At 44.1% G+C, this 19,026-nt stretch carries 21 protein-coding genes and 1 pseudogene; 4 read left to right on the forward strand and 18 right to left on the reverse strand.

Annotated features, from left to right (window positions below; translation table 11 throughout):
- Positions 1-194 precede the first annotated feature (194 nt).
- A complete protein-coding gene (locus MmiAt1_RS01390) occupies positions 195-476 on the reverse strand; it encodes a hypothetical protein (protein ID WP_318785119.1) in 282 nt (93 codons plus the stop codon).
- Between MmiAt1_RS01390 and MmiAt1_RS01395 the strand changes: the two genes are divergently transcribed.
- Positions 477-890 carry a hypothetical protein gene (locus MmiAt1_RS01395; RefSeq protein ID WP_318785120.1) on the forward strand — a complete coding sequence of 138 codons (414 nt, stop codon included), beginning with the start codon at positions 477-479 and terminating at the stop codon, positions 888-890. It abuts the gene before it with no gap.
- Positions 891-975: 85 nt separating this feature from the next.
- On the opposite strand, the gene pfdA is transcribed toward MmiAt1_RS01395, so the two are convergent.
- The 11 genes from pfdA to MmiAt1_RS01450 all read right to left on the reverse strand — a co-directional run bounded on the left by pfdA (position 976) and on the right by MmiAt1_RS01450 (position 8,153).
- A complete protein-coding gene (pfdA, locus tag MmiAt1_RS01400) occupies positions 976-1,380 on the reverse strand; it encodes a prefoldin subunit alpha (RefSeq protein WP_318785121.1) in 405 nt (134 codons plus the stop codon).
- Positions 1,381-1,382: 2 nt separating this feature from the next.
- Positions 1,383-1,559: a 50S ribosomal protein L18Ae gene (gene rpl18a, locus MmiAt1_RS01405; protein ID WP_318785122.1), complete on the reverse strand. Its 177-nt coding sequence runs from the start codon at positions 1,557-1,559 to the stop codon at positions 1,383-1,385.
- 185 nt (positions 1,560-1,744) lie between these two features.
- Positions 1,745-2,398, reverse strand: coding sequence for a translation initiation factor IF-6 (locus MmiAt1_RS01410; protein WP_318785123.1), 654 nt, complete (start codon positions 2,396-2,398; stop codon positions 1,745-1,747).
- A 106-nt stretch (positions 2,399-2,504) separates the two neighbouring features.
- On the reverse strand, positions 2,505-2,774 hold the full coding sequence (locus MmiAt1_RS01415; protein ID WP_318785124.1) for a 50S ribosomal protein L31e: 270 nt from the start codon (positions 2,772-2,774) through the stop codon (positions 2,505-2,507).
- Between the two features lie 36 nt (positions 2,775-2,810).
- Positions 2,811-2,966: a 50S ribosomal protein L39e gene (locus MmiAt1_RS01420; RefSeq protein WP_318785125.1), complete on the reverse strand. Its 156-nt coding sequence runs from the start codon at positions 2,964-2,966 to the stop codon at positions 2,811-2,813.
- Between the two features lie 154 nt (positions 2,967-3,120).
- Entirely contained in the window at positions 3,121-3,723 is a 603-nt protein-coding gene (locus tag MmiAt1_RS01425) for a DUF7411 family protein (protein WP_318785126.1), read from the reverse strand.
- A 150-nt stretch (positions 3,724-3,873) separates the two neighbouring features.
- Complete coding sequence (locus tag MmiAt1_RS01430) at positions 3,874-4,224, reverse strand: DNA-binding protein (RefSeq protein WP_318785127.1); 351 nt, start codon at positions 4,222-4,224, stop codon at positions 3,874-3,876.
- A gap of 84 nt (positions 4,225-4,308) precedes the next feature.
- On the reverse strand, positions 4,309-4,758 hold the full coding sequence (locus tag MmiAt1_RS01435) for a 30S ribosomal protein S19e (RefSeq protein ID WP_318785128.1): 450 nt from the start codon (positions 4,756-4,758) through the stop codon (positions 4,309-4,311).
- Positions 4,759-5,503: 745 nt separating this feature from the next.
- Positions 5,504-6,829: an adenylosuccinate synthase gene (locus tag MmiAt1_RS01440; protein WP_318785129.1), complete on the reverse strand. Its 1,326-nt coding sequence runs from the start codon at positions 6,827-6,829 to the stop codon at positions 5,504-5,506.
- A gap of 256 nt (positions 6,830-7,085) precedes the next feature.
- Entirely contained in the window at positions 7,086-7,358 is a 273-nt protein-coding gene (locus tag MmiAt1_RS01445; protein ID WP_318785130.1) for a hypothetical protein, read from the reverse strand.
- 144 nt (positions 7,359-7,502) lie between these two features.
- Positions 7,503-8,153, reverse strand: coding sequence for a ZPR1 zinc finger domain-containing protein (locus MmiAt1_RS01450; RefSeq protein WP_318785131.1), 651 nt, complete (start codon positions 8,151-8,153; stop codon positions 7,503-7,505).
- Between the two features lie 254 nt (positions 8,154-8,407).
- Here MmiAt1_RS01450 and MmiAt1_RS01455 point away from each other — a divergent pair, with 254 nt between their 5' ends.
- On the forward strand, positions 8,408-8,749 hold the full coding sequence (locus MmiAt1_RS01455) for a TIGR04076 family protein (protein WP_318785132.1): 342 nt from the start codon (positions 8,408-8,410) through the stop codon (positions 8,747-8,749).
- A gap of 240 nt (positions 8,750-8,989) precedes the next feature.
- Here the strand turns inward: MmiAt1_RS01455 and MmiAt1_RS01460 are convergent, their stop codons facing one another.
- From MmiAt1_RS01460 to MmiAt1_RS01470, 3 genes are all read right to left on the reverse strand, one after another.
- Complete coding sequence (locus MmiAt1_RS01460) at positions 8,990-9,373, reverse strand: cell division protein SepF (protein ID WP_318785133.1); 384 nt, start codon at positions 9,371-9,373, stop codon at positions 8,990-8,992.
- Between the two features lie 312 nt (positions 9,374-9,685).
- Complete coding sequence (locus tag MmiAt1_RS01465; RefSeq protein WP_318785134.1) at positions 9,686-10,171, reverse strand: RNA-binding protein; 486 nt, start codon at positions 10,169-10,171, stop codon at positions 9,686-9,688.
- Positions 10,172-10,258: 87 nt separating this feature from the next.
- On the reverse strand, positions 10,259-10,723 hold the full coding sequence (locus MmiAt1_RS01470) for a hypothetical protein (RefSeq protein ID WP_318785135.1): 465 nt from the start codon (positions 10,721-10,723) through the stop codon (positions 10,259-10,261).
- 34 nt (positions 10,724-10,757) lie between these two features.
- Between MmiAt1_RS01470 and MmiAt1_RS01475 the strand changes: the two genes are divergently transcribed.
- Positions 10,758-10,970: a hypothetical protein gene (locus tag MmiAt1_RS01475; RefSeq protein ID WP_318785136.1), complete on the forward strand. Its 213-nt coding sequence runs from the start codon at positions 10,758-10,760 to the stop codon at positions 10,968-10,970.
- A 241-nt stretch (positions 10,971-11,211) separates the two neighbouring features.
- Here the strand turns inward: MmiAt1_RS01475 and MmiAt1_RS01480 are convergent, their stop codons facing one another.
- The 3 genes from MmiAt1_RS01480 to MmiAt1_RS01490 form a co-directional block, all read right to left on the reverse strand.
- Positions 11,212-13,251 (reverse strand): sodium-translocating pyrophosphatase, encoded by a 2,040-nt coding sequence (locus MmiAt1_RS01480; RefSeq protein WP_318785140.1) that lies wholly within the window; start codon positions 13,249-13,251, stop codon positions 11,212-11,214.
- A gap of 395 nt (positions 13,252-13,646) precedes the next feature.
- On the reverse strand, positions 13,647-14,108 hold the full coding sequence (locus MmiAt1_RS01485) for a hypothetical protein (protein ID WP_318785137.1): 462 nt from the start codon (positions 14,106-14,108) through the stop codon (positions 13,647-13,649).
- 198 nt (positions 14,109-14,306) lie between these two features.
- The gene (locus MmiAt1_RS01490; RefSeq protein WP_318785138.1) at positions 14,307-18,944 is read right to left on the reverse strand and encodes an SdrD B-like domain-containing protein; all 4,638 of its coding nucleotides are present in this window, start codon (positions 18,942-18,944) and stop codon (positions 14,307-14,309) included.
- A 4-nt stretch (positions 18,945-18,948) separates the two neighbouring features.
- Here MmiAt1_RS01490 and MmiAt1_RS01495 point away from each other — a divergent pair.
- Positions 18,949-19,026: pseudogene (locus tag MmiAt1_RS01495) on the forward strand (IS1595 family transposase); the annotation flags it as partial.

The following is a 19,026-nucleotide window of genomic DNA, read 5'->3' on the forward strand; positions in this document are numbered from 1 at the left end:
AATAAAAGAAACCCGAACGCCCTCTTTTCTTCAAAAAAATAATAAAAGGGGCGTTCGGGTTTCATAAATTTGAATAAAGACGATGTTTTGTTTTTTGAAAATATAAATGAAAATCCCGTAAACCGTCCCTCCAATCCGAGTTTTGTGAGCGAAGCGAGCAAAATGAGGATTGGAGATTCGTCCCATGACCTCAATTAAAACAAAACAACTGTTTTGATGATTTGAACATTTTTATCTCTTGTTAAAGCAATGTCGCCAGCATGCAATGTCACCAGCAGGCAATGTCGGCAGCAGGCAATGTTTCCAGTAGGCAATGTCGCCAGTAGGCAATGTCGGCAGCAGGCAATGTCGCCAGTAGGCAATGTCGGCAGCAGGCAATGTCGGCAGCAGGCAATGTCGGCAGCAGGCAATGTCGGCAGCAGGCAATGTCGGCAGCAGGCAATGTCGGCAGCGGGCAGTGTCGCCAGTGTTTCCATATGTATCATCTCATTTTTAGCACATCCGCTCGCTACGCGAGCGTGGGCACAGATTACCTTACCGATTCCGTTTGCCACTGTTACCTCCCGGTTTCTGTTTGCCACTGCGACCTCCCGATTTCTGTTTGCCACTGCTACCTCCCGGTTTCTGTTTGCCACTGCTACCTCCCGGTTTCTGTTTGCCACTGCTACCTCCCGGTTTCCGTTTGCCGCTGCTACCTTCAGGTTTTCGTAAATACAGTTGCAGACTTGTCGGCCTGTCTGCTGTTGCCACTGTTGTCGTTGCCGCTGCCGCCGCTGCCCGCCCGCGCGAGCCGCACAAATTCAAAAAAGAATCGAAAACGAATCTGCGTTTTATTCAAAAAGCAAAAAACGAACCACACTTTTATCCAAAAAAACAAAAAACAAGGCTGAGCGTTGAAAAATTTAAAAATCAAAAAAAAGAAAAAAGAAAAAAGAAAAAGATTAATTTTGAAGAATCAAAATTAACCGGATGAGCTTAATTGAGTTTGGACTCAATTTCTCTCATGTTTTGTAAAATCTGAGCGAGAGACTCGTTTAAATCCTGGATCATTTTCTCAAGCTTGTCTCTTCTTTCTTTGAGGAAAGCAAGAGCGTCATCAACATTTTTCTCGACGTTGGCGCCGGAGCCGATGTTGATGATGACTTTTGAAAAATCACGGATTTCGGCGTGAACAAAACAGCCGGAACCGACCGGAATGACGGACTCGGAATTACCCGCAGCCGCCGCTTCCTTGAGCGCCGTAATCGTATTGATTGAGCTGTCGCAGCCGGCCAGTGTGTTTCGAACCATTTCCATTTGTCCCTGAAGCGTCTCGACACTTCTCTGGTATTCCTGATACTCCGCAACCAATTGGCGGGCTTCCTGTTCACTGATTGCCATAATCAGACCTCTTGAATCGATTCAACAACAATGCTGCGTCTCTTCAAAGCGTGCTTGCTGCCCATAATAGAATAGACTTTCTCAAGCGCGTTCTTTTCATTTTCGCTTTCAATTGTTTTGGTAAATTTTTCCCAGAAAAAACCGGGCTTAAATTTGCCTGTGATCAAATAGTTTGCCATTTGTCTTCACCTTTTTCGTAATAATAATTGTGTCAATTATATCAATCAAACATGCGCTGACGGTTGATATATTTTCCTCACTGTCCTGCGTATTTTTTCCGCACATTTTATTCGGAACCGATGAACCGACGGAATCGATGAAACCGACGGAATCGATGAAACCGACGGAATCGGCGAAACCGACTTTACTCTAAACCGAGCGCAGTCATTATTCGTCCGAGTTCGTAGCCGCTTGTTTCCGATCCGGCCAAACAGCCTTTCGAATTGGCCAAAACGCCTGAACCGACCATCCGGGAACCGAAATTGACGCTGCCGACAACCGGTTCAAAACCGAACAAGTCTTCCAAAAGCGCCGTTTCACTTTCTGTAATTCCGGGACCGACCAGAAGACCTTTGTTTGTCACACATCCGGCCATGCCAACCGTTTTGATGCCTGCGATTGTTCCTTTGCGGACATCAATTTTCAGGACATCGCCGATGATTTTGACAATGCTGTCCGGCATATCGGGATGAACCAAACCGGCCGTATCATTGGCAAGCAAAATGTTGCCGACGGCGTTTAATTTTCCCGGCATTTCCGAAACGGGTTTTCCGATCTGCTTTGAAAGCGCGTCTGTTCGGGATCCTTCCGGAACCAAAAAGCCGTTAGAGTTGCCGCGGCAAAGAGAGCCGACCAAAATGCTGTCATTGACAAGACATTTGTAAACGGAAACGCCTAAGCGCTTTTCAATCTGATCGATTATGTCAGACCGTGTTCCCTGAGGAACCAAACACACTTCTTCGGTACATGTGGAAAAAACCCCGAGAACCGAGGTATCCATAATGGTTATTGTTTGCATCTTTTTTCACTTTCATTTGAAAATGATTCGGATCAATGATTTCGGCCGCACTGCAATTTGAAGTACTGCCGAAACCGATATCAAACCAACAGCAGCGAATGAGAAATCAGGCTGCAAGTTCAGCCTGGACTTCGCCGTCCGCGTATTTTGCCGCTCTCACGCGGATAAAGGACGGGGGCTTTTCACAGCCTCTTTCCCAAACGCGTTCGTTGATTGATTTGTCGATCTTAATCATTTCGGGATCTGCTTTCATATGTCTTTCGAGGTAGGCTTTGATTAAAACCATTGCCTTGTTGGCTCTTTTCCATCTGGGAGCCACTTTCACGCCGCGAAGCGGGATGGTATAAATTTGTTCTTTAACAATGTCTTCTGCCATTATAAATCACCATTTTCAATATATTTATCATCCCGATTACTTCAAGCGCATGCTGGATCTTCTCCAGTGGCGTCTCTTGGGGTGAGATGTGACGTTTCTTTTGGTCTTGATGATGACCCAGACCGGAACACGCGCATTCTGCGTGTGCGCCTTTGCGAGTCTCTTCTTCTGTCCTTTTAAATTCTTACTCATTTCAAACACCTGTGTATGATATGTATAAACTTAAACTTTCGAAATGACACTTGTGATCTGCATTTTGATACATTCATGCGTTCTATTCTGCATTTTGATCTGCATTTTATTCTGCATTTTGATTTGCATTATGATGCATGTCACATTACCGAGGTTATTTTCTGATTCTTGAGATCACACGCGACTGTTTGTGGGATTTCGGAAAATGCTTATGGGTTTCTTCCTCGCCGATTTCACGATACAAGTATTCGCGGAGTTCGGCTTCATAATCGCATTTTAAAATCACAGCGCTTTCTTCTTCGGTGATGACAAGATTGGATTCAAGCATCTCGTTAATCGTAAACCGTCCGAATCCCATCAGGGGACTGCTGTACAAAATCTTGTGCCGGTCTTCAAAACTTTGAATTTCGGACTGTTCCAAATGCGGCACGCGATCATCCCTTCGAAGTCCGTCGGCAATGAGCTCGACGCCTTCCGTCCCGGCCAGTGTTTCAAGAACTTGGCGGTGGATGTAGTTAATCGCGCCGTTCGGAAAACCGTCTTTCTTCACGATTTCTGCGGCGTTTTCCAAAATTTCCATCGGCGGCTGAATGACCATATGTGAAAAGCCCAATTCGTCAGCGATTTGTTTGGCGACTTCACCTGTGGGCAGAATGCCGAAATTGCAGGTGACAAGCTGAATCTCAAAATACGGCTCCAATATCAAAGCTGATAAGGAACTGTCTTTTCCGCCGCTGAACAATACATGCGCTTTCATAATTTACACTTCAACTGAAATACCGATTTTGTGGATGGTTACGATTTTGGATTTTGAATTCGGATTTTTGAATTCCGATTCAGATCTTTAAACTCTTGTTTTGAATTCTGACTTTGAATTTTCAATCTTTGAATCCTGATTTTTGAATCTTTACACTCTTTTAATGGAGGTTTCACGTTTCGGCGGCTGAATTTGCGCCAAAAGCTGTTTTAACTGCTCATCGTCAATCATATTCTGAATGCGTCCGCTCTGGGCCAGTGAGATCAGCTGCATTTCCAGCTGTTCCACCAATGCGGGGCGGGACATGCGAAGCGTTGTTAAGCGCTCGCGGGCTTCAGGGGTTAAGATCTTTCTGAGGAGTTCCTGCTTGCGGGCTTCCATTTCGGCTTGTGCCTGCTCTTGCTGGTAAGCTGCCTGTTCGGGATTTGCCTGAGCGGAAGTCTGCTGCTCCTGCATCTGGGCCAATCTCTTACGGCGGATTTCTTCAAGCTCGTTGTCCATTTTAAAACACTCCTTCAAATGAATTTTTGAATTTTTCAGAAAATACAATCTGCAATCATTTCGATTCGAATTGAATCAAAAAACTCAATAGTTTTTCAATCCGGGGTACTTTTCGAGAAGTTCGCCTTTCAATTCGTGTGCCGTGTTGTCGAGCAATGCTCTGCCGGGGCCTGCAACAGTTCTGCCTTCTTTGGCGGTCTGGAGGTAGCCTGCGGCTTCGAGCTGCTGAACAGCTTTTCTGATGACTGAGCCGCTGCCCTTTGCCTTTCTGTAGGGCTGGGATCCGCGGTCCTGTTTGCCGCCGTAAACGGAGCAAAGTCTTTCGACACCGATCGGGCCGTTCATGTAGATTGCGCGAAGAACTGCCGCGCATCTGATATACCACCAGTCTTCTTGAACGGGCGGGAATTCTTTGTGAACGCCTGTCTTGACAAACTCAGCCCATTCTGGCGGGTTGATCTTGTCGTTTTCTTTAAATTTGTCCGCAACTCTCGTGATGAGATCGCTTGCGGGAACATCATATGCTGTTGTCATTCATATCTCCTTATTGAATTGATAATCTCGTATGCCTTTGAATTATAATGAAACACACAATTCAAATGCCAAATCCGCCAAAAAACGTGTACACTGGTTGATAAAAACAGGAAAAAAGCTGTGCTCAGCAACTCCGATGCGGCATCTCCGCAAAGGATCAGGTGCAAACGCCCCTTCTTTTTTCAGTCTTACCAATAACAGTCAGACAAATTTGACGGGTTCGTTCGGATTATGTTATACATTCAATGCAACGCTGGCTGAAGCATTCAATGGTTTTTTGAACTTTTATTTCAAACTCCGCGGTGGCCGAAACCGGACGCTTGAATAATAAGGACTCAAATGAACCTATCAACAGACTGATGGTATAAAAAGATTTTGTCAAAAAAAGGCGTGAGAAAGAAGAAAACAAAAAAGAGAATCAAATCAAAATTGAAAATCAAATGAAATTAAAATCAAATGAAATCAATCAAATGAAATCAAAATCAAATGAAATCAAAATCAAATGAAATCAAAATCAAATGAAATCAAAATCAAATGAAATCAAAATCAAGTGAAATCAAATCAAGTGAAATCGAAATCAAATGAAATCAAAATCAAATGAAATCGAAATCAAGTGAAATCAAATCAAGTGAAATCAAATCAAGTGAAATCAAATCAAGTGAAATCAAAATCAAGTGAAATCGAAATCAAAATGAAAATCAAATTGAAGATCAAATGAAAAATGAACTGTCTGACTTCAAACAGTTCAGAACAATTGCCGGTTAATCGGATTGCACCGCGGGTCTTTCGGTCTGTTGGCATCGACTTTTATGATTTGATTCCGTTCGGGACCGACCGAAATATAGCTGACCGGAACCCGGCATATTTTTTCGACATATTCAATCAGTTCGCGCGCGTTATAGGGCAAATCATAATAATTGCGGATGTCTCCGAGCGGCTCTTCCCAGCCGTGGCCTTCGCCGTAAATCGGAACACAGCGCTCCAGATCTTCGGTCAGAGTCGGCGGATAATCAATGCGTTCGCCGTCCAATTCATAGGCGACGCACATGTGAATGGTTTCCAGTCCTGTTAAAACATCCAGCTTGGTTAAAGCCAGTTCCGTGTAGCCGTTCAGATTGATTGCTTTTTTCAGAAGGGGAATGTCAAGCCAGCCGCAGCGTCTTTGGCGTCCGGTTGTCGTGCCGTACTCTCGTCCGACTTCGGCCAAATGCCGGCCGACTTCGTCATTGAGTTCTGTCGGGAGCGGGCCGTTGCCGACGCGCGTAATGTAAGCTTTAACGAGTCCGATTGTTTTGGTCACCTGAGACGGGCCGACGCCCAAACCGACGCAGGCGGAGCCGGCAATCGTGGACGAAGATGTCACGTATTTCTGTGTGCCGTGAACGACATCCAAAAATGTTCCCTGTGCGCCTTCGGCAAGCACTTTTCTTCCGGCGCGCAGCGAATTGTTAATTTCATAAGAAACATCGACCGCATACTCCTGAAGCTCTTTGCCGATGTTTAAAAGGCGTTCGGCTTCTTCGGCGGGAAAAAGATTGTCGGGATTGCCGCCGATTTTGGAAATCATTTCTTTTTTGGCCGGCAGCAAATTTTTCAATTTTTCATAAAAGAGTTTTTCATCAAACAAATCACCGAGGCGGATTTCATTTCTCAGAACGCGGTCGGAATAAGCGTAAGCGATTCCTTTTTTTGTCGTTCCGATTTTGTCTTTTTCGGAAAATTCGCCAAGCGTATCCATTGCGATATGATACGGCATAATGATGCTGGCTTTCAGATCAATACCGAAATTTTCAGCCGTCACGGAAATGCCGCGGCTTTTGAGCATATTCAGCTCGTCCGTCAAAGAAAAAGGATTCAAAACGACGCCCGGTCCGATCAGCGCTTTTTTGCCCGCCAGAATACCGGACGGAATCTGATGAAGCTTATACGTTTCTTCATCAACAACCACAGTGTGACCGGCGTTGTCGCCCCCCTGAAAGCGAGCGACAAGATCATATTCTTCGGCAAGAAGGTCAACAATTTTCCCTTTCCCCTCGTCGCCGAATTGCGCACCTGTAATGATTGTAAACATAAATCATGCAAATTATCAAAGGTCATTATAAATATTCTGTTTGAAAACAAAAAAAATTATGAATCCAAAAATATAATCAGACAAAAAGGCGGGAAAAAAGGAATCAAGAGAGAGAAATATGAAAAACGGAATGGTCATGAATAATCAAAAAGAATTAAAAAAGTCAAAAATCAAATGAAAAAAATTGAATGAGTCAAAAAATCAAAACGGATTAAAAATCAAAATAAATCAAACCCGGGGGGCGGTTTGATTGATTTTAAAAAATGGCAGAGCTCGCGCGGACGCGGGCGGACAGCGGCAGTGGCGGCGGCGGCGGCAGCAGCAGACAGGCCGGCAAGTCTGCAACTGTATTTACGAAAACCTGAAGGCAACACGGCAAACTGAAACGGTAAGGTAGCAGCGGCAAACGGAAACGGTAAGGTAGCAGCGGCAAACGGAAACGGTAAGGTAATCTGTGCCCACGCTCGCGTAGCGAGCGGATGTGATAAAAATGAGATGATGCACATGGAAATGCAGCTGACACTGCCATTAACGGCCGGCTGATAAACGGACTGTCGTACAAACGACTTGATACAACCGATAAGAAACAGAGAAAAGCAAACTGAAAAACGCCACGGGAAAAAGAAAATGCGAAAAAAGAAAGAAAAGTAAAAAGAAAAGAAAAGAAAAAGAATTAATCGTTTTTGCCGATCGGTCCGGCTTCGTCTGAAATATCATAAATAATTTCATCTTTTTCGGCATCCAAAACAATCATTCCCGTTTTCAGCGTTTCGAGTTCGTCTTCCGTTAATTTGCGGGATTCTGCGTTTGCCGAAATGATGGCGCTGTTTCCGAGCGGATCTTTGATTTGAAGGGTTATTGAAACAGGCGCTGTTATGGGATTATCGATAATTGCATCGATTTTGTTAAGCAAATCAAGCGCAATATCCACTTTTTCGAAGTCGCCGTCCATTTCGGACCAGCGGACCGTGCTTTCAATCACGCTGCGGACGCGCTGAAGAACGCCTTCAACATTTGTGACGTAAGATTCGGAAATCGGCCCGGGCTCAACCATAACGCCGAGTTCTTCAATGATGATGGTTCCGGATGTCGAGCGAATGACACGGGCGTCCAAATCCGCTTCGGTCCGAACCGGCAAAGAATAGCAGACCGGATCTTTGCTTGCCAAAATAATCGTATCGGCAAACTTGAACGAACATTGATCGCACTGGGCGGTCGTATACATGATGTCGCCGAAATACGGAATGGTGTCTTTCTGCCATTTTATCGCCATGTCTGCCTGGCAGAGCGGGCAGCTGGATTTCGTTTCAAAGTCGTCAATCAAAATATCACCGTTTTAATATTTCATGTAAATACTTGAATAAAAGAAAGAAGCTGTATAAAAAATAATGCAGGAACAATATAATAAATTGAAAACAATTAAAAAAGAATGAAACAAAAAGTCGGATAAAAACCAAAAAAGAAATCGGACAAAAAAGAAGTCAAAAAAGAAGTCAGATAAAAAAGAAACAAAAGAACTGATAAAAATCAAATAAAAAGAAACTGAAACCAATGAAATCCGATCAGAGAGGCGTAAACATGAAAAAATGCAAAATCACTGTTTTAAAGAGACATTTTGACGAAGAATTGGCAAAAGAATACGGATCAAAAGGGCTTGGAAAATGCCCGATGCACAAGGAAGGAGAAACTTTCTTTGCGGATTATGCAAAACCTGAAGGATTTTGCGACGAAGCTTGGAAAGCGATTTATCAATACGTTTTTGCATTATCTCACGGCAGCGGTGTTTTTTATTACGGCGATTGGATTGAAAAACCGGGAACGGCAATTTGCAGCTGTAATGACGGGCTGCGCCCGGTTATCTTTAAAATCGAAAGAACGGAAGAAGAAGCGGTCATAAACTATGCGCCGCATTGCGATTAAATGAAGAAAAAGAATCAAAAAACATGAAGCAAAGAGAAAAACAATAAAACGAAGAGAAGAGCAATAAAACAAAGAGAAGAGCAATAAAACAAAGAGAAGAGCAATAAAACAAAAGGAAAAACAATAAAACAAAGAGAAGAGCGATGAAACAAAGAAAAAAACGATGAAGTAAAGAGAAAAACGATGAAGTAAAGAGAAAAACGATAAATTCAAAAAAGAATAAAGTAAAAAGGGGCGGAATTAATAGTTGCCGCCGATTTTCTTTCTGTCCACTTTAATGCCTGTGGGTGTGACAAGAATGTTGTTGTCTTTCATACCGACGATGTCGCCGTGAACGTCTAACACAACATCTTTGAGTTCGTTGAAAAGGTGGTTTCTGAGGCGTTCGTCGGATTTGATGTTGGAAATGTCAACAATCAGGATGTTGCCGTCATAGATTTCTTTTTTCAGCGATGTGATTTGATCAAAGTGGGTGAAAATGGCGATTTTGACATAGGTTTCTGCGGGTTCGTCGCCTGCGCTGCTGTCAATGTCCTTTTCAAATTTGTCAAGGTCAATGTATGCTGAATAATCGTCGTTCTGTTTGGGGTCAGAGCCGCCCATGATCTTTTTCAAAAAACTCAATTAAAACACCTTTGTCTTTTATTAAATGTGTGTAAGCGGAAAACGAATCGGAAAAGCTGCCGAAAAATTTCCCGTGGCTGATAATTTAAGATAAATTATTATGGAATAATATAAAGCATTAATGCTATACATATTTATAAACTTGTGTGTAAAAACAAGCGGATTCAAACGTTTAAATTTTTCAGATTTATGAAAAAATGAATGAATCGGGTAAAATTTGAATTAATTTTGAATTAATTAAGTTTTGAGTTAAACTTTAATTAAGTTTTAAATTCAAATTTGAATTCAAATTTAAAATCGATAAACAAAATTTCAGATTTCAAGTCCCCACAACGCGTCGCCGACATAAGAAAGGGATTTGATCGCTTTTCCTGAATCGGCGGCGGCCATTTCGTCGCCTGAAATTAAAGCGCGGCCGATGGCCAGCGGTTTTTTATGCGTTTCATCGACAATGACAACCAAATCATCTTTTTGAATGGCAGAATCGGCGGCGGTAATTCCGGGGCTCATGACATCTGCGCCGTTGACGACGAATTTGACGGCGCCCATGTCAACGGTCACGGACCGATTCGGCGGCAAAAGCTCAAGCGCGCCGCGAACGGTCGGGAAAAGCTGTCCGTCGTATTCGATAAACATTTGTTTGCCGTCGGCAAAAATCACTTTAAATTCATCGGTTGTGATGACTTCAAATTTTGAATTCGAAAAAACAGAAACAGTATCGCCGTAAATTTCACGAAGAGACTCAACCATTTTGTTTTTGTCGTTTTTCCTGAGACTGACTCTTGATTTTATCTTCAAAAAATCACCTGAAATGTAATCTACACCTGAATATGAAGAAGTCAGATAAAAAGATAGTGAAAAGTTTTCGTGAAAATGATAAACATTTCATATTGATATTTTTTGTATTGCCGACGGCGTGCAGTGCTGAACGTTTTTGTAATGGCGACCGTTTTTGTAATGCCGATCGCGTGCAATGCCGACCGCTTTTGTAATGTCGACCGCTTTTGTAATGCCGACCGCTTTTGTAATGCTGACCGCTTTTGTAATGCTGACTGCCTGCAATGCCGGCCGTGTGCAATGCCTCCAGCGTGCAATGCCGGCCGTGTGCAATGCCTCCAGCGTGCAATGCCGGCCGCGTGCAATGCCGGCCGCGTGCAATGTCGCCAGCGTGCAATGTCGCCAGCGTGCAATGCCGACCGCGTGCAATGCCGGCCGCGTGCAATGTCGCCAGCGTGCAATGTCGCCAGCGTGCAATGTCGCCAGCGTGCAATGTCGCCAGCGTGCAATGTCGCCAGCGTGCAATGTCGCCAGCGTGCAATGTCGCCAGCGTGCAATGTCGCCAGCGTGCAATGCCGACCGCGTGCAATGCAGCCGGCGTTTCCATATGTATCATCTTATTTTTAGCACATCCGCTCGCTACGCGAGCGTGGGCACAGATTACCTTGCCGATTCCGTTTGCCGCTGCTACCTTGCCGTTTCCGTTTGCCGCTGCTGTCTGCCGATTACAAATACAGTTGCAGACTTGCCGGCCTGCTCGCTGTCGTTGTTGCTGTCGCTGCTGCCGTCACCGTCCGCGCGCGATCGCCGCAAATCTTGAAAAATAAATCAAAACGCCCCCGAGTTTTGAAAAACAAATCAAAACGCCTCGAGTTTTGAAAAACAAATCAAAACACCCCCGAGCTTTGAAAAACAAATCAAAAATGCCCCGCATTTTGGGATGGAATTAAAAAGCAAGCTCAAGGAGTTGAAGATGAAAATGAAGACAAAAATGAAGACGAAAAAAAAGAAAGGGAAGAAAAGAACGAATTCTTTTCTTTTTTTAAATTTATTGAATCGAATTAAAGTAAGCCGCCGATTAAACCGCCGCTCACGAAAAGTGTTGCGAAAAGGATGGCAACCATGTTCACGACTTTGATTAAGGCGTTCAAACCGGGACCTGAGGTGTCTTTTGCGGGGTCGCCGACAGTGTCGCCGACAACAGCGGCTTTGTGGGCTTCGGAGCCTTTGCCGCCGTAAAGACCGGATTCAATTAATTTTTTGGCGTTGTCCCAAGCGCCGCCGGCGTTGTTTAAGGTCATGGCGAGCATGAGGCCGACAACGATGATGCCGATCAGAAGACCTGCAAGGGCTTCGGAACCGAAGAGGATTCCGACTGCAACCGGAACAACGATTGCGAGTGCGCCGGGGATGACCATTTCACGGAGAGCCGCGGATGTCACGATGTCGACACATTTGCCGTATTCGGGTTTTGCGGTTCCTTCCATGATTCCCGGGATTTCCCGGAACTGGCGGCGAACTTCGTCGACGACTTTCATGGCTGCTTTGCTGACAGCGCGCATGGTCACGGATGAGAAAATGAACGGCAAAAGACCGCCGATCAAAAGACCGATCAAAACGAGCGGGTTGTCAATGGAAAGTGAGCCTGCGCCCAAATCGACTTTGAGCTTGTAGTCAGCGAACAATGCCAATGCGCCGAGCGCGGCAGAGCCGATCGCATATCCTTTGGTAACGGCTTTGGTTGTGTTTCCGACAGCGTCGAGTTCGTCGGTGACTTCTCTGACAGAGTCGGGCTGCTGGGACATTTCGGCAATACCGCCGGCGTTGTCCGTGATCGGACCGTAGCAGTCCAAAGCGACAATCATGCCGGTTGTGGAAAGCATGGCAACGGCCGCAACAGCAATGCCGTAAAGGCCGATTGTTGCGTCAGCCGTGCCGCCGACAACGTAGAATGAAACCAAAATACCTGCAACGATCGCAACGACCGGAAGCGCGGTGCTTTCAAAACCGAAAGACAGACCGGAAATCACGTTGGTGCCGGCACCGGTTTGGGAAGCGGCCGCGATTTCTTTGACGGGGCGGTATTTGGTGGATGTGTAATATTCCGTGAAAACGACCATCAGAACGGTAATAACCATACCGACGAGTGCCGCGATAAAGAATCTGTAGTCGCCGATTAAGAATTCGGTGATGAAGAAGAAAACAACGGCACTGATAATGGTTGCTGCGGCGACGCCTTTGTACAAAGCGTTCATGATGTTGTTGTTCTTGCCGAGACGGACGAAGAACAAAGAAATGATTGTCACGAAAATCGCTGCCGCGCCGAGCATCAGCGGGTAGAGAATGGCGTTGGGGATGGTTCCCAAAACGAGTGAACCGAGAAGCATTGCTGCAAGAAGCGTGACCGCATATGTTTCGAACAAGTCTGCGCCCATACCGGCACAGTCACCGACGTTGTCGCCGACGTTGTCTGCAATAACGGCCGGGTTTCTCGGGTCGTCTTCGGGGATTCCCGCTTCGACTTTACCGACAATGTCCGCGCCGACATCGGCTGCTTTGGTGTAGATACCGCCGCCGACTCTGGCAAACAAACTGATCAAACTGGCACCGAAACCGAATCCGATAACCAAGTCGACGTCACCGTAAATCAAATAGAAAACGCTGACACCGAGAATAGAAAGACCGACGACAGCCAAACCTGTGACGGCACCGCCGCGGAACGCGACGTTTAATGCGTTTTCCAGGCCGTTTTTGGCGGCTGCCGCGGTTCTGACATTGGCGCGGACGGAAACGTTCATGCCGATGTAGCCGGCCGCGGCTGAAGAAAGCGCACCGAAAACGAAGCCGATTGCGACTTTAACGCTGTAAAGATCTTCTTTGGGCAAAAGCGCAACGATTAAAACTGTTAAAATAACCGCGACAACCGCGATTGTTTTGTACTGACGATTCAGATAAGCCATAGCTCCTTCCTGAATGGCCGCCGCAATCTCCTGCATCTCTTTTGAGCCTTTGTCCTCGGCGAGGACTTTTTTGGCCAAAAGGGCTGCAAAAAGAAGGCTGACCAAACCGGATACAGGAGCCAGGTAAACTAAGTATCCCAAATCCATTGTATACCTCTTTTCTTAACCAATTTTCAATGTATGATGTGTATGTTATGTATAATGTCTATGATGTCTATGAAATTTGAAAATTTCAATGAATAATGTCAATGTTAAATAATTGTATGAAAACAATTTAACAATTATAACAAAAATGATAATAACTGCCGCTCTGAAGCCCGTTTCCCGCGTCCGGGACATTCTGCCTCAAAAGTCGGATAAAATCACATGCCTCAAACTCATGTTGAATGAAAGCGGCAGGCGATAATAGTGAATGAGGAATAGCCTGATGGTATATAAAATTGTTCGCGCATTTATAAAGAAATCTGAAAAAAATGAAAATGAAAAATAGAAAAAATGAAAATGGAAAAATGAAAATGGAAAAATGAAAGAATGAATCAGCATTCACTCTTTCGAATCTGAAGAACGCTGGCCTCAATGTCGCTGGGCACGTTTGCCAAGAAGACAAGTGTTCGGATGCCGGCCTCTTGTGCTTTTAAAATGATTTCGATTCTTTCGGGTTCCAGTTCTTTGGTGGCGCTTAAAATGCAGAAGGCTTTGATTTCGCCGGTGTCGACAAAGTAATCGAAATACCCGGGATTGTCTTTGATAAATCCGGCAACGGTTTTGAGCTCGTCCCAAGAATCGGTCAAATGAATGTCGCGGGAACCGCCGTTTTGGACGTACCAGTCGCGCGTAATGCTCGGATAAGCATTGTGCTGTTCGTTAATATCTTCGGCAAGTTTTAAAATACGGTCACCGCTTTTTTCAATTGAATAAAACTTCCACTGATTGTCCGTAAAATATCTTTCCGCAAGAACCCCGAAAATTCTCATTTTGTCGTCGCTGTTAATTCTCATTTTGTCGGTCACCTGAAAAACGAATTTGTGTTAAAAATCTTTAGAATAGTTTAGAGTAGTAACTAATATTTTTCAAAATATTAATAAACTGCCCTTATTTTTAAAAAAACACGGGAACGGAAATCCCGATTATAAAACTTTCAATTGAAATGAGCTGAAAAAATAAAAAAATAAGAAAAGATGAAAATTCATCCTTTCTTACACTTGTTTTTGTCTGTAATCCCACACATAGTATGAAACAAAGACCAAAATGGCCAGCAAAACCAAAAGCCACCACCAATTTTTGGTCAGGATTTCCGGCATGAAGTCTTCTCTTGTGAAACCGGTTTCATCGCCGCCCATGGTGTCAATAAATTGGGTGCCGCCGGATGCGGTGCCGCCGACAACGGTTGCCTGGCCGTAGCCCGGTCCTTTGGTTCTTGTTTCTGCCGTTTTATAGAAACCGGCATTCAATTCTTCCCAAAGCGCTGCATCGGTCAACGTGACCGGCGAGGAATTGAAACCGCTGCTGCTGTCAACGGACTGATCGCCGGTGTAAGCGGAAGCCTGGTTGTAGCCGCTCGGCATTTTAATCTGAACGATATATTCGACATCTTTTTCCAAACCGACAAAGACATAATTGCCGTTCAGATCGGTTGTCGCCGTCATCAGCGGATCAGCCGACAGGCTGTCGTCCCAAAGCAAAACTTCGGCGCTTGAGATGCCGTATTCCTCAGGATCCATCAAACTGTCTTTGTTTTCATCATTCCAGACGCGGCCCGAAATCATCGGCGCTTCCCGAACAGACAAGTCGATGGAAACATCTTCGTGTGCAAGATCAAAGTTTTCGGTTTTTAATTCCAAAATTGAAGAGATTTCTTTATTGAATTTCAGACTTTCAAGAGATTCCTGAAGTTCGTATCCCGGGATTAATTGTGCCGTAAGATAGTAAGTGCCGTCGGCAAACCATTCGCCTGCGGAAGGTCCGAAGACCGCTTCCGCGAGAGCGGGATCTGCTTCCGAAACATCAATTTCCAAAAGCGGCACATCAGAGCCGACTTTATAGAGAGAGATTTTTTGAACACCGACAGGCGCTTCATCTTCCAAATTGACCGTTATTTCGACAGGATCAAGCGAAACGGAATAAGTTTCTGCTTTATCCGGATAGGTAACGGACAAACCGGTTACTTCAATCGGAACGGCGGAAGAGACCAAACCTTTCGGAATTTCGTCGATTTTTAAGTTATAATCAATCTTTGGGGGATTTGTTTTGGTTGCACGAATTTCGGCAGAATACAATCCTGTATCGCTATCAAAGACTGCGAAAGCGCCGAGATCATCGCTTGAGACGGTGATTTCCAGGCCGGGGACGAAAACGCCGTTACTGGTGACAAGAACATTCAAGGTGTCTTTGTTCAGAACGGAAATTTTGACAGACTTTTTGACGGTGTTGCTGAGAACATCTGTGTAACTGTAGCTGAGTGTATAGCTTCCGGGAACATCAGGGTCGAATGCGCCTGAGGTATCATAAACAATTTTGTCGGCAGATATCGTGTCTCCGTAATCAACCACTTGAAGGTTTGCTTCGCTTCTGATATAAGCGGGCCATCCGCCTTCAGGGACATCAGCACCGATGTAAATCGGGTCGACTTCATCCTCGCCGCTGATTGAAATTTTAGAAGCTGTTTTTGTGATTTGAATCTTAAAGGATACAGAATCATCTTGACTGTCATTGTCTTCTGTTGTCGTATATTCAACTGTATATTCTCCGAGGCTGCCTGTTGAAATAATCGTACTCAACGGATTAGAAGCGGCACTATCGTTGATTGTGTATTTTGTTCCGATATATGTTTCAGGCGTTTCTGTTGAATAATCGCTGCTGTTGAAATACAAAACAATGTCATCTTCATCCAACTCTAAAATCGTTTCAGTGGCTCCTGTTGCTGCGCCTTTAAATTTAACAGTCACATTGAAGAGTTTCACTCTTGTTTGATCGTCTGCCGTAATGACATTATACCAATCAACAGAGTCGGCACTTTTGTATTCAAGAGACGAATCAGTAAATTCTTTGACATCAGTGTTTTCATAGGTGAAAATCAAAGGCTCTTTAGACTGCGTTAATTTAACAGCTGCCGTGTAAAGCTTATTGCTGTCGGCCGATTCTGCCGCACTCGGTATCACGATATGACTGAGCGTTTGTCCGATTGCAACCGTATCATAAAGATTGTCGTCAAGGTCAACAGTCGGCAATCTAAACGGCAGTTTCAGTTCAAAAGAACTTTCGGGATCTGCTACAACAAACTCACATTTTATCCCCGTAATGCTTCCCCAATCGGAATCGGACATAGAAGACAAATCATTCGGGAATTCCGTCCATGTCAAAGCACCCGCTTCAAGCGCATTCAAACTTTCAGTTGTATATTCAAAGGAGTCACCGGTTAATTTGAACTCATAATCTGTATAATAGATTTTATACGAACCCGATGAAAAACCGGTTGCGGTAACGTCCAATGAATTTTGCTTCATTAAATTTGTAATCCAATTTTCATTAACGGGAAGAATGAAATAGACATCTGTCGGATCGGCAGTTGTCCCGACCGGCTCATCCAGAAGATTTGTGAAATAAAGTTTGAACTCTTCATTTTCACTGCCGGCATGCAATGTCGGATAGGAAGTCGGATTCAAAGGATCATAATAGGAATAACCCGTCCCGATTTTAACACCGGCTGAAGTGATAACAGCTTTCGGAGTTGAAACTGTGAGAGTATGATCAACGGAACGAATATAATAACCCCCGTTATCATTGAATTTCGCAGCGATTGTTCCCGCCGTATCGGGGAAACCGTTCGTTTCGTTAAGTTTTAAAGTTGCCATGTTCTGCCCGCCTGTCCCTCTTGCATTCGGATCCCAAGTCGAAACCAAAACAGATCCTTTCTTGAAATTGATTGAAGAATCAGGGTAATCCGGCGGAACCGTGACTTCCATAGAGACATTCAGTGTTTGATTCATCCAAAATTGCAGATTTTCATTTCCGACGCCGTCAAGATGAATTTTGACTTCGATAAGCTGACCGTCGCTGTCTCCGTATAAACCGTAATCAGAACCGGCAAGTGTTGTTACAGGTTTTGGCGTAAAGTTTAAAGCTCTGCCTTCCGAATCTTTGAGAGAAGTAATCGGAGTAGACCCGCTTGTCACAGACACATCTCCGATGGTAAGACCTGCCGGCACGCTGAAGTAAACAACGGGATTGGAATATCGGTTGGTAGAAACGTATGAGCTGTAAGGGTAACCTGATACTCCAAAGCTTGTATGCATTTGAAATGTGTCACCGCGGTCTACCAAACTCGTTTCAGTCAAATAATTTTGACTCTTTAAACTGTACATCACAATATAATCTGTTGTTGCGTATGTTGTAAGTTTACAGAGCTGGACCGGCGCAAACGGATCTTCATAATCATAAACAAAGTAAGACAATGCGTTTCCATTTTGAACAGATGAATCGGTCGTTCCGTAGAATTTGATTTTATAATCTAAGCCCAGAGTGTTTCCGGATGCGGTTGCTCCTCTAAGATAAGTCATATTCACAAATTTCAAATAAACATCTTCATCGGGACTCAGCGTAATACCGAATTTATCACTCAAATTAATCTTCAGACTTTGTTTGTTTGTCGTATCCATTAAAAGATATTCAGTGCCGCCATGAACCAAATAAATCGCTTCATACTCATTGAATGAACTCACCTTGGGAACGCCGAGATGTGTAACGGTGACACCCGGAGGGATTTCAAAATGAATGGTATTATTGACGCCTGATTTTTTATTTGAAAAACTGGTCTGAAATAACAATTGTTCGTAGAATATGGAGCTCGGAGCAAATTGTTCGGAATATGCAATCGTATAATTTCCGGAACCGACGCCCGACACGATTGATGCAGACAATGAAGTTTTAGCAGACGGATCATAACCTGACAGCAGTGTGCTGATTGTTGTGTAAGAAGTTAAAGTTGAAGCAACCGGAGAAGCGGGATTTAGAGCGAAATCGTCAATTACAGGACCGCGGCCGTTAATCCGCAAATTTTCGGGAAGTATTTTCAGAGCTGAGAAATTAATGGAGGCCGGTTCGGTTGCATTGGGTTTAAAATCGTCTGTTGTTTGGATTGAAAAATTCAAATATGTGTAGCTTACAAAAGCACCCCGTGTTGTGCCCGCAGGCGTAAATATAACAGAAGTTCCGGATTCGGATGTCGCATAATTGGTCATAGGAAGCGTTGTAAAGATAACGGGACTGTCTCCGGGAGCTGAATTTGCAATCCAGTTTGCATAGCTGTCAGGAACACCGTCCGTTGTAATGACCACATCCGAGAAATCCAATTCAAGCGAATCAAATGTAAGCCTTGTGCCGTAATTATAATATTGCGACATACTGGAAGCATAATTTACAGTATAATAAGCATTGACATCTCCTTCTTCAGACGGCAAAGGCGGATTCGTAAGACCGACGGCGGAAGTGAAGACTAAAGGAAGATGATTGCCGTTCGTCAAATTCAAAAATTTGTTTACAGCGTAAAGAGTATCAATATTTGAAATCAGTGTATACTTATCACCGGTATCTTTTTTGTAAATTCCGGCCTTGATTGTGTTATTTTCATTCTGGTAAACCATTGAAGAATTTGCCCGGATTGAAATATCAAGAGAACTGATTTGGGAAATATCTGTGATTTCCATAATTAAAAGCCCGTTCTCGGAAGAGTTGGCACCGAATTTTATGATTTCAATACCGCCGGCCGTAACATTATCTTCGGGATATTTGAAAAGGGTCATGATAAGAACAACCATATAACTTGGTGTTAAAATCATGACTATGCAAATGAAAAATAAATACATTTTTCGTTCTAAAATTTCTGAAGCCAAATTTAGACAAATTGTGAAGCTTTTTGTT

The sequence above is a fragment of the Methanimicrococcus hacksteinii genome, assembly GCF_032714515.1.
GTDB classification, from domain to species: Archaea; Halobacteriota; Methanosarcinia; order Methanosarcinales; family Methanosarcinaceae; genus Methanimicrococcus; species Methanimicrococcus hacksteinii.